This is a genomic window from Glaciimonas sp. PAMC28666 (assembly GCF_016917355.1).
Classification (GTDB): Bacteria; Pseudomonadota; Gammaproteobacteria; order Burkholderiales; family Burkholderiaceae_D; genus Glaciimonas.
The window spans coordinates 4318507-4330327 of record NZ_CP070304.1 but is presented as its reverse complement, the minus strand read 5'-3'; the positions used below and the strand labels follow the sequence as shown (position 1 = coordinate 4330327).

Here is an 11821-nt window from a genome sequence, read left to right as displayed (position 1 = left end):
CATTCGTATCAAAAATACTTGCCAAGATAATATTGAGTAGCAATTCTAGTCCTTCTGAAATTAACTTTCTCTTTTAGAGGGAAATCTAATTGATAGATGAGAGATCGACCAAACGCCGAAAAAACTGATTCAAAGCAAACCTATAACGAAATTGGCTAATAGATTTATGCAAAAGTACTGTATATTTATACAGTACAAAGTAGCAAAAACGCTACCAGACAAGCCATTCAGTTAAATCATGTCCGCTAACCCACCTATTTTTATGCCTGCGCGCCCAAGCAACATTTCGGCCGCCGCACAATCGCTAGTAGCAACGCTGCCGCATGCATTGTGGCGCGGCAATCAAATGTCGTCCTATCGTGGTGCGGTCATGTCCTCGGGTTATGCCGCGCTGGATCAGGAGTTACCCAACGGCGGCTGGCCGCATTCGGCCCTAATTGAACTCTTATTGCAACAAGCTGGCAGCGGAGAAATGCATTTATTGCAACCGGTACTCGCCGTTATCACCCAGGAAAATCGCCACGTCGTGTTGTTACAACCGCCTCATCTCCCCCATATAGCCGCCTGGAACGGTTGGGATCTGGCAGCCCATCGGTTGCTGTGGATCAAGACTTCCGGCAGTGCGGATGCACTCTGGTCAGCGGAGCAAATATTACGTAATGGAAGTTGCGGCGCACTGCTGTTCTGGCAGCCGCATATCCGGTCCGATGCACTGCGACGTTTGCATCTTGCTGCACAAGCCAGCGATACCATGTTGTGGATGATAAGACCTTTAAGTGCGGCGCATGAGTCGTCACCGGCTCCTTTAAGGTTATTGATGCGTCCTGCCAATAACGGCGTTGAAGTACAGCTACTCAAGCGACGTGGGCCGCAACACGCCCAACCGCTGTATCTGCCGTGGGGCAATAACGCTCTATCAGAGGAAGCGGAAGTCACATCAAATACCTCAACTCACGAAGTAAGCACAAATAATACGGATCAAAATACGAATATGACAGCCCGCTCAACAATGGAAATCTCAAAAGACCAGCCTGTGAAACAGAACCAGAGTCATAACAAAGAATTCGCACTGGTGAGTCAAAACCAGTATGAGGAATTGCCGAGACCGCATCGCTATTGACGCAATCCTGACGCCTGAGAACTCTTTTTAGGGGGCTACGCACATGCCTTTGTGGATTGGTGTACATCTTCCCTTGTTGCCGCTGGAAACGTATCGCCCACGCTGGTCTGCCTCCGGCATGGTTGCGATAATGGACCACGACCAGGTTTTGTCAATGACAACCGACGCAGCCGCCAGCGGTGTACGTGAGGGTATGCGGCGTGGCGGTGTGATAGCGATCGCCCCAGAGACTGCGCTGTATGAGCGTGATCTGAGCAAGGAGCAAAGTGCACTGGATGCGGTAGCCCTGACATTGTTGCAATACACACCGGAGGTCACGCATGCAGAAGAAGCCACCGTACTGATCAACATTAGCGCCAGCCTCAGTGCTTTCGGTGGTCGCTTGAGGCTATGTCGACGTGTATGCGCAAGTATTGATGCGCTCGGCTTCAGCGCACAGATCAGCATGGCACCGACGGCTCAGGGAGCGTGGTTTTTAGCACGTTATTTATCCCGCTCTCATTTGCGCAAACAACGTCGCTGCGTACGCCTCGATACGTTGCTGCGGTACATGCCGGCTTTACCATTTTCGGTATTGCCTGCGACGCATCCTTATCAAGATTGGCTGGAGGGAATTGGCTGTCGCACTCTTGGTGACCTTCGTAAGCTGCCACGGGCCGGATTGCAGCGTCGTAGCGACAAGCAGATATTGGAAGCGCTGGATTGTGCTTATGGCGTCGCCCCGGAATTGTTCGAATGGGTACAAGCGCCAAAAGAATTTTCCACCTATCTGGAGTTGCCGGACCGGATAGAGCATGCAGAAGCGGTGTTATTCGGTGCGCGTCGATTGATCCAGCAAATGATCGGTTGGCTGACAGCGCAACAGTTGGCGATCTCTGGTTTTGTGCTTTCTATGGAACATGAACGCGGACGTCAGGCAATTGCCCCGAGTAGTCTTGAAATAACCCTCGCGGAACCAGCCTGGCATGAAGCACATTTGCTGCGCTTGCTAAAGGAGCGCCTGGGCCGCTTTCAACTAAGCGCGCCCATCATCGCCCTGCGGCTCAACGCAACCCACGTCACGCCGATGTTACCGCCCACCGCCTCACTTTTCCCTGAGCCGGGCGGCACGACAGCCGATTATCATCGTTTGCTGGAATTGCTGACCGCCCGTCTCGGCGCAGAGAATGTGTTATCACCGGCAATGTTGGCAGATCATCGTCCAGAAGTGGCGAATGCGTGGCAGGCCGCTGGCAATGCCCTCGCAACGAAAACTAACCCGCGCATGTCGAGCGAGCGGCCATTTTGGCTTTTACAACAACCACTGGCCCTGCTAGTACGCGATCACAGGCCCTTTTACGGCTCACCGTTGAGACTGCTTTCCGGCCCGGAAAGGATCGAAGCCGGATGGTGGGACGAAGGTCTTGTGGTACGCGATTATTTCATCGCAGAAGGTAGTGAAGCGGCACGCTATTGGGTCTATCGCGAACGCAATGGTGAAGAAATAAATTGGTTTTTACACGGGCTATATGCCTAATAAATTAAGTATTTCATTCAACAATAAAACTATTAAATAAAGCAGCCTGCAAACACGTAATATCGCCTACAAAAATGAATTTCCCCTCCCCAAAATCAACGCTCCCGGACTATGCTGAACTGCATTGCGCCAGCAATTTCAGTTTCCTGCGTGGCGCATCGCACCCGGAGGAATTGGCGGCCCGCGCTGCCCAGTTAGGCTACCGAGCACTTGCCATCACTGATGAGTGCTCTTTGGCTGGCGTTGTGCGCGCCCATACCGAAGCCAAGGTGCATAAGCTGCACCTGATTATTGGCAGCCAATTTCAGTTGGTTGACCAGGCTGGCAACCTTACCTTCTCAATCATCGTTTTGGCGCAAAATCGTGAAGGTTACGGCAATTTGTCGGAGTTGATCACACTGGCTCGCACCCGCGCAATCAAGGGGACATATCGCCTGTGTGCTGAGGACCTTAGTGCGCTTGATGGCTCTACCAAAAGCGACAACGGATATGCCCATCTGCGCAATCTGCCTGATTGCCTGATCATATTATTGGCACGTCATGGTATTGATGCTGTTACGTTGGCGCAGCAGACTGCGTGGCTACAAAAAAACTTTTCCAATCGTGGCTGGCTCGGCCTGACATTACTGCATCGTGCCACCGATGATCAACATCGCGTTATCGTCGAAAAGATTGCAAATCAATTTTCAGTTCCGATCGTCGCCACAGGTGATGTCTGCATGCATGTACGTTCGCGTAAACCGTTGCAGGATACGCTGACCGCTATCCGCTTGGGGAAGCCCATTGCAGCGTGCGGCTACGATCTGGCACCGAATGCCGAACAACATCTGCGGACGCGATTACGGCTGGCCAATCTTTACTCACCCGCTGCGTTAGCAGAGAGCATCAATATTGCTAATTTGTGCAAATTTTCACTAGATGAATTGCGTTACGAATATCCCGATGAGCTGGTCCCTGCGGGTCAAACCCCTACCACTTATTTGCGGCAGGAAACCTACATCGGGGCGCACCAGCTATTTCCAAAAGGCATTCCTCTCTCGGTACAAAAACAGGTTGAGCAAGAACTCGACCTGATCAACGATCTCGGTTATGCCTCTTATTTTTTAACTGTCTACGACATCGTCCGCTTTGCGCGCAGCCAGGACATACTGTGTCAGGGGCGCGGGTCAGCCGCGAATTCAGCCGTTTGTTATTGTCTCGGCATCACCGCCGTGGACCCGGCCCGCAGCACACTCTTATTTGAACGCTTCATCAGCAAGGAACGCAACGAACCACCGGATATCGATGTCGATTTTGAGCATCAACGACGCGAAGAAGTTATTCAATATATCTATAAAAAATATGGACGATTACGGGCGGCGCTGACGGCAGTGGTGATCAGTTATCGGCCGCGCAGCGTGTTGCGCGATGTCGGCAAGGCTTTAGGTGTCGATCTCGGTGTCGTCGATCAGGTCGCCAAATCGCATCGCTGGTGGGACGATAAACACAATCTGGACCAGCGTTTTGTAGAGTGTGGGGTTGATCCTCAGTCAGCGCTAGCGCAACAATGGTCCACGCTATCCCATACGTTACTGGGATTTCCTCGCCATTTGTCCCAGCACCCCGGTGGCTTTGTGATTTCACGCGGTAAGTTATCGCGTTTGGTGCCGATTGAAAACGCAACGATGAAAGACCGTAGTGTGGTGCAGTGGGACAAAGACGATCTGGACGCGTTAGGGATACTTAAAGTTGACATACTCGCTCTCGGTATGCTGACCATGTTAAGGCGTGCTTTGGCTCTGGTGGCGCAGCAACGCGGCGAACCATTTGAACTGCGCGACATCCCTGCTGAAGATAGTCCGACCTATGACATGATCTGCGAGGCCGATACCGTCGGCGTATTCCAGATTGAAAGTCGCGCGCAAATGAGCATGTTGCCGCGCTTGCGCCCGAGGACATTTTATGACCTGGTCATTGAAGTGGCAATCGTAAGGCCCGGCCCCATTCAGGGTGGCATGGTGCATCCTTATCTCCGGCGAAAACAGGGGCTAGAAAAAGACAACATGCCTAATGATGAATTAAAAGTGGCGCTAGGTCGCACATTAGGCATTCCTATTTTTCAGGAACAGGTGATGCAAATTGCCATCATTGCGGCAGGATTCACCCCGGGCGAAGCGGACGGACTGCGACGCGCTATGGCGGCATGGAAACGCAAAGGTGGACTGGATAAATATCGCGAAAAATTAATCAATGGCATGACTGCAAATAATAAATATGAACGATCCTACGCCGAAGCGATTTATAGCCAGATTCAAGGATTTGGCGAATATGGTTTTCCAGAAAGTCATGCAGCCAGTTTTGCTTTGCTGGCCTATGCCAGTGCATGGCTGAAATGCCACGAGCCGGAAGCTTTTCTTTGCGCGCTTTTAAATAGCCAGCCGATGGGATTTTATTCGCCATCGCAACTGACCCAGGATGCGCGACGCCACGGCGTTGAAGTGTTACCTGTCGATGTCACCATCAGCAATTGGGATGCGGCCCTCGAAACGTCTTCGCAAGCACATTCTATGCAGCCAGAAGGACGGATGGCGGTACGACTGGGATTGAATATGGTGCGTGGCCTCAGCGCCGACAGCGTCATTGCCATCGAAGCAGCACGTGCCATCAGGGCATTTAGCGACATTCACGACATGGCTTTGCGCGCCCACTTAAAACGCGATCAGTTACAGGCACTGGCAGCGGCCAACGCATTGATCGCCTTATCCGGCAATCGTCGACAAGCATTGTGGCAAGCACTGATCAGTGCGCCCGAAAAAGGCTTATTAAAAACTGCAACTGTAGAAGAACCTGCCCTTTTGCTAAACGCACCGAGCGAAGCGGAAAGTCTGGTTAACGATTACCGCACGTTAGGATTAACGCTTGGTCGGCATCCGTTAGCCTTTTTGCGCGAACAATTAAGCGCGAAACGCTTTGTACCAGCCGATATCCTGAATACCTTTGCCAACGATCAACTAGCGCGTGGCTGCGGTATTGTCACGGTCCGTCAACGTCCCGGGACGGCAAAAGGAACCATGTTCGTCACCATCGAAGATGAGACCGGCTCAATCAATGTGATTGTCTGGCCGGGATTGGTCGACAAACAACGCAAAGAATTACTCGGCGCTACCTTGCTGGGGGTCTATGGCATTTGGCAAACTAAAGATAACGTCAGGCATCTGGTCGCCAAACGCCTGGTGGATTTATCTGCATTGTTAGGTCGATTACAAACGAATAGCCGAGATTTTTGTTGAGGTGCAATGAAACCAGCACAGACGCATGGCCGTTTTGTCACCCTCTCCACTCATCTCTTAATTCAATCAAGTGAGGTGGTCGGTGCCGCTTTGTCTGATGCTGGAGGCACAGCAGCATCTGGTGCGGTAGCGTGCTGCAAACTGCTACCACTTTCCTTTTTTGACTCAACCATTTGCTCGATTCCGGCACCAGGATCTTCTGTGCCATCGGCCTCCACCGAGACTTCGTGCAAGACATGATCCTTCACTGACGGAGAGGACTTCGCAGATGAAGATGCAGACTCAGACGCCGATGTCTGAGGCGTAGATTTTTTATCATCTTGTGACGCAGGTTTCTGTTCGCTGGTATCCACGTTTTTGTGCATTTTTTGCTCCTTCGAATCTTAGCGGTGCTCAAGCGCCATTAAGCCTCAATCGACCAGCCAGCATAAACATCGCGCCGGTCATCCTCATACTGCCACTTTACACCGCATTCCTCACAAACGTAATGGGTCATGATGACTGCAGGTTGTCCCATATTGCGCACTTTAACCGGCTCACCGATTTGTACCAGGCGGGCATGACCGACGCCTTTACGTTTTCTCAACTCTATTGCATTGCAAGCATCACAGGACATACGCACTCCTTTATTGGCTAACTTAAAAAAACATCACCACGCGAACATTAGCCAGCGTTGGAGTCGATGTCAGCCAGGCTTTCGCGCCCGCGCAAGGTAATTTCAAAGCCGTTTCCGGATTCACTCTGGACGATGTGCCCTTTTCTGCCCAGAAATACTTCAACATCCGTCTCAAGCGGCGCCAGTGGATCGGTCGAAATAGCGCGCAATCCTTCTATGCAACTTTTAACAAACAACGTTTGTTCACCCTTTTCTGTCAATGCCAGTTGGCCGTTCTTACCGTAGGCAACGTATTTCAGACCCGACAAACGCTTCGCATTGCGGGCGATGCAAGCGGTTTCGGGACCACGGTGACGTGGGTGTGCGATCTGCGCCAGAGCGTCGTATTCGTCTTTTGTTAAACTTGTTTGACCATTGCTCATTACAATTCCTGTTCACTCTATTCTGTTATTTTCTGCCTGCTGAAAACGTGCATCATTTTAACGCAGCACAAATAACAGTTCAGTCGTAAAGCAGGCTTATTAGCAGAAATGACGCAGAAAACAGGCATTAAAACCATTTATGCGGTTATTACGCCAAAATCTGACCCACCGCTAACGATTAAATTTTCTGTATTAGGCTGAGTGCGGTCAAAACAAGCCATCAATTCATAGCAAGAGGACAACATTTGCAAGTCGACTAAGCGCCGCAAGACGCAATTGTTATCGGCGAATTAGCCAAAGCAGAGGGATTTACGGCGTCATTGATTGGCATTCAGCGTCACTGGCGCTACTCCCAGACAGGTGCTTTGTGACAGCGCCATACAACGATTACCAATAATGATGCACGTGCGGTCGGACGCGCTCGCGATACAGCGCATCGATTGCTTCCATCAAGCCATCAGGTAGCGGTGGTAAATCCGCAGCGAGCATATTTTCTGCCACCTGATCTGCGCGCTTCGCACCGGCCAAAACGCAGGTGATCGCGGGCGACATCAAAATCCAGCGCAGTGCCAGCTGGGCCATTGACATGCCCGCCGGCACCAATGCCCGCAACGCTTCGACCGCTTCCAGACCGGTCGCGTAATCCAGCCCTGAAAACGTCTCACCCCGATCAAAGGCAGCACCTTGACGATTGAATTGCCGATGGTCGTCCGCTGCGAAGGTACTGGCAGGATTGAATTTACCGGATAGCATGCCGGAAGATAAGGGCAATCGCGCCAATATACCAACCTGGCGGCGCATTGCCTCAGCAAAAAACAGCTCCTGTGGCCGTTGACGAAAAATGTTATAGATCATCTGGACGCTTTGAACCTCAGGATAATCAAGCGCCTTCAATGCCTCCTCCACCCGTTCAACGCTCACGCCGTAATATTGCACTTTATCGGCCTTGACCAGATCATCCAATACGCCGAATACTTCCGGCATGTAGTACACATCCGTCGGCGGACAATGCAGTTGCAACAAGTCCAACGCGTCGGTATTCAGATTACGTAAGCTCCGCTCAACGAAGGCCGTGAGATTTACGCGATTGTAGCCCTCAGTGACGTGCGGGTCGAGGCGCCGCCCTGCCTTTGTGGCGATATAAATTTTTTCACTGCGCTCTTTGCGCAACTGCGCCAGAAGTCGCTCGCTGCGGCCATCCCCGTACACATCAGCGGTATCGAAAAAATTGACGCCTTCGTCCACGGCCTTATGCAACGCCAGACGCGATTCATCGTCGTTGACTGTGCCCCAGGTGCCCCCAATTGCCCAACTTCCAAAACTGACCGTTGAGACTTTCCAGCCAGTGCGGCCGAGTACGCGATATTCCATTGTTTGTTCCACCTGTATGTTGATTGCTGCTCTTACGCTAAGCGTGGGAGCATTGAATGTGCATTCTAATCAACAGCGACTATAGAGCCTTCTAAAGAATACATCCAATGAGAACTTTGCCTTGGTTGATATCGGTTTCGACATCAACAAAATCGACACTCGGTGAATTATCTCTCAGCGGAAACAGTTATCGTCCTGATCGGGTCACTCCGGCATGCTTTTATACGCTTAACAAGGACACCGCTTCAGCGGCTCCCCTTGCCCGTTTTACCTCGTAGATTTTCAAATGGGCATAGGCCACGCGAAGGAGCGAAAGGCCATTATTTTTTACGGCGCTCCGTCCAAGAAGATCGCCAATAATATGATCAGCTTCGATTGGTGCGCCGCGCGCGATGTCCTTGAACATTGAAGCGGTCAGTGGCGAGCCGATAGCCGTCAGAATTGATCGGCCACGTTCAGCAACTGCTGGACGCAAAGCAAACCCATTTTGAAGTGCGATGGCACTACCCTCCTCAAAGATTGACAAGACTATGTCAGACGCGCCGGCACTGACAATATCGCCCACCGTTGCACGCATCAGGCAGGTGATGCTGGCCGCTGAGGCAATGAAGACCCATTTCTCCCACATTTCCTGCAAAATAATCGCACTGGCCTTGCCATCGAACCGAGCGTCGGCGAAGGCCGCTTTCAACGCATCGATCCGGTCCGTATTTGACCCATTCAGTTCACCGAACGACAACCCGTGCGTGTCGTTCAAATGCATCACGATACCATCCGGATTAAGCGCAGCGGAAATCAAACATTGCCCGCCCAACACATGTTTTTGCCCGAATCGCTGAGACAATTGGTCAAGGTGACGCATGCCATTGAGCAACGGCAGTATGACCGTGTCCGGCCCTACCGCCGCGGCGAATGATTCCATCGTCTGCCCCAGATCGTAGGCCTTGCAGCCTACAATGATTACGTCGAAAGGCACGCCAGATCTTTTTACCAGATCTTCTGCCAGCACGTATGGCGGCGGAGGCAACGCCACATCACCTAAAGTACTTTTAATGATTAAACCAGTTTTTTCAAGTTGGGCGGCGCGGCGTGGTCGCAGCAAAAATGTCACATCCTGCCCGGCTTCCAGCAGCCGTCCGCCGAAATATCCACCAAGTGCACCGGCACCTACAATCAAAAAACGCATGACATTTCCTTGGGTGATAACGTGATGTAAATTGAAAAGAAGCTATCGCGAGCTGCTATACAACCAGACTGGACAGTATTGAAACAAAGCTAAACATCGCTGAACATCGCTGAACAATTATTCCATCAATTCCGATGGAAAGTCCGGCATCATATCGGGTGCGGAACATTTTTTTGCCGCGTAAGCCATACGATTGCGAATGCCCTCGCTCGCGGCTGGCCCGGCACCTAGCACGTAGTTGTCGCCAACAATCGGTTTACCGCTGTTGGCATCGATCAAAACCGGCTCAACGATCGCGCCGGTGTGGAGATCGGTCAACACTACGCTGACGCCGTCGGGTGTGAAATGATCATTTCCCCACGCTAATAGCGCAATCATCACCGGTTTAAAGGCCGTGCCGCTGGCGGTGAGCAGGTATTCGTAACGCGGTGGCTTTTCCAGATACTGACGGCGTTCCATCAGACCCTCGGCGACCAAAGCCGTCAGCCGTCTGGTGAGAATGTTCGGCGCGATGTCTAAACTCTTTTGAAACTCGTCAAAACGCGTCATCCCGTAAAAAGCATCGCGCAGAATAAGGATGCTCCACCATTCACCCACCCGCTCCAGACTGCGGGCGATGGGACAACTCATATTGCTAAAGCTTTTACGATGCATAAGACTTCTCCTTTACCGACTACATGCTATAAAGCATAGACCGGTCGCTATCATAGAGCAAGTAACTTTCCTGAGACGGTTGACGTGCGGGCTCAATGGGCGTCAACAGAAGGTGCTTTAGGTGCGGCTACTTTTTTCATAAATGGGACCAAAGCAGTGGCGACCACAAAACACAGCATTACGACAAAAAAGGCATCGGCAAACGTCTGCGTTTGCGCTTCACGCATGGTCAGACGCCATAACTGTTTCAGCGCGCCGAGTTGTGCGTCGGTGGCGTTCAGTCCCCACGCGCTGAGGTTGCCGCCCGCCGATTGCAGCATGTCGGTCATCGCCACGTTACCAGCATTTAAGTGGTCAGCCAGTCGCAAAAAATGCAGATTGGTCCGATCATTGAGAATCGTGCCACACACTGCGATACCAATCGCCCCACCCAGGTTGCGCATCAGATTAAACAGCCCCGAAGCTTGCTTTAGTCTCTCAGGGGCTAGCGCGCCGAGCGTCAGCGTCACCGTGGGCGCGACGGCAAATTGCTGTGAAAAACCCCGAAACGCTTGCGGCAACAAGAATTCGCGCCAGCCCCAGTCGTGCGTGATCGGCATAAAATTCCACATGCTCAGCGCAAAACCCGAGAGACCAATCATCAGCAACCAGCGTAAATCGACGCGCCTGGCAAGATAAGTATAAAAAGGAATAGCGCATACCTGAAACACGCCGGTAGAAAAAATCGCCAGACCAATATCCAACGCGCTGAATCCGCGGACCCGGGCTAAAAACACTGGCGTTAGATAAATAGTAGAAAAAATGCCGATGCCGGTGACAAAAGAAAAAAAACAACCCAACGCAAAATTACGATCTTTCAGCGCGCGCAGCTCGACCACGGGATTCGCAAATGTGAGGCTCCGCCAGATAAAGCCAACACCCGCCAGCCCTGCTATCCAGGCTGTGGTGCGAATGACATCGTCGCCCAACCACCCTAAGCGAGGCCCCTCTTCGAGGGTATATTCCAGACACCCAAGCGCAATCGCCATCATGGTCATGCCGAAATAATCCGCACCCCGCAGCAGCGACACATTGGGATGATCGATATGTACCAGCTTCGGGACCGCCACGGCAACAAAAATTCCCGGCACCAGATTGATAAAGAATAACCAGTGCCACGAATAGTTACTGGTAATCCAGCCGCCAATTGTCGGCCCCAGTGTAGGGGCCAGCGATGATAATGCGCCGATAGTTGCGGCGGCGATGATGCGTTGGTGGCCGGTAAAATAGAGGAAGACCGAGGTGAACACCAACGGAATCATCGAACCACCGAGAAATCCCTGGAGCGCCCGGAAGAAAATCATGCTGTTGATATCCCAGGCCATGCCGCACAATAAACTGGCAATCGTGAAGCCCACCGCAGAGACACAAAATAACCAACGCGTTGACATCACGCGTGATAACCATCCCGACAGCGGAATGACGATAATTTCAGCAATCAGGTAACTGGTCTGAACCCATGCGGTTTCGTCGGCTCCGGCAGACAAGCCGCCACCAATATCAGCCAGCGATGCGGAGACGATCTGGATATCCAGCAACGCGATAAACATCCCAACGCACATGCTGGCAAAAGCAAATATCTTTGCGCCCTGAGACAATTCGCTCAACTTCGGAAACGCCTTCACCAC

General features: G+C 51.9%; 10 protein-coding genes. 3 read left to right on the top strand and 7 right to left on the bottom strand.

What is annotated here, in order from left to right; genetic code table 11:
• Positions 1-238: 238 nt before the first annotated feature.
• The 3 genes from imuA (at position 239) to JQN73_RS18400 (ending at position 5905) form a co-directional block, all read left to right on the top strand.
• Positions 239-1120 carry a translesion DNA synthesis-associated protein ImuA gene (imuA, locus tag JQN73_RS18410; protein ID WP_240162323.1) on the top strand — a complete coding sequence of 294 codons (882 nt, stop codon included), beginning with the start codon at positions 239-241 and terminating at the stop codon, positions 1118-1120.
• A gap of 43 nt (positions 1121-1163) precedes the next feature.
• On the top strand, positions 1164-2636 hold the full coding sequence (locus JQN73_RS18405) for a DNA polymerase Y family protein (RefSeq protein WP_205320407.1): 1473 nt from the start codon (positions 1164-1166) through the stop codon (positions 2634-2636).
• Positions 2637-2710: 74 nt separating this feature from the next.
• A complete protein-coding gene (locus JQN73_RS18400; protein ID WP_205320406.1) occupies positions 2711-5905 on the top strand; it encodes an error-prone DNA polymerase in 3195 nt (1064 codons plus the stop codon).
• Between the two features lie 62 nt (positions 5906-5967).
• Here the strand turns inward: JQN73_RS18400 and JQN73_RS18395 are convergent, their stop codons facing one another.
• From JQN73_RS18395 to JQN73_RS18365, 7 genes are all read right to left on the bottom strand, one after another.
• Positions 5968-6270 (bottom strand): hypothetical protein, encoded by a 303-nt coding sequence (locus JQN73_RS18395; protein ID WP_205320405.1) that lies wholly within the window; start codon positions 6268-6270, stop codon positions 5968-5970.
• Positions 6271-6308: 38 nt separating this feature from the next.
• Positions 6309-6521: a hypothetical protein gene (locus tag JQN73_RS18390; protein ID WP_205320404.1), complete on the bottom strand. Its 213-nt coding sequence runs from the start codon at positions 6519-6521 to the stop codon at positions 6309-6311.
• 47 nt (positions 6522-6568) lie between these two features.
• Positions 6569-6943: a hypothetical protein gene (locus JQN73_RS18385; protein ID WP_205320403.1), complete on the bottom strand. Its 375-nt coding sequence runs from the start codon at positions 6941-6943 to the stop codon at positions 6569-6571.
• A gap of 387 nt (positions 6944-7330) precedes the next feature.
• Positions 7331-8314 (bottom strand): aldo/keto reductase, encoded by a 984-nt coding sequence (locus tag JQN73_RS18380; protein ID WP_205320402.1) that lies wholly within the window; start codon positions 8312-8314, stop codon positions 7331-7333.
• Positions 8315-8534: 220 nt separating this feature from the next.
• A complete protein-coding gene (locus JQN73_RS18375) occupies positions 8535-9500 on the bottom strand; it encodes a ketopantoate reductase family protein (RefSeq protein ID WP_205320401.1) in 966 nt (321 codons plus the stop codon).
• A 117-nt stretch (positions 9501-9617) separates the two neighbouring features.
• Positions 9618-10154 carry a helix-turn-helix domain-containing protein gene (locus JQN73_RS18370; RefSeq protein WP_205320400.1) on the bottom strand — a complete coding sequence of 179 codons (537 nt, stop codon included), beginning with the start codon at positions 10152-10154 and terminating at the stop codon, positions 9618-9620.
• A 92-nt stretch (positions 10155-10246) separates the two neighbouring features.
• Positions 10247-11755, bottom strand: coding sequence for a DHA2 family efflux MFS transporter permease subunit (locus tag JQN73_RS18365; protein WP_205323459.1), 1509 nt, complete (start codon positions 11753-11755; stop codon positions 10247-10249).
• Positions 11756-11821 lie beyond the last annotated feature (66 nt).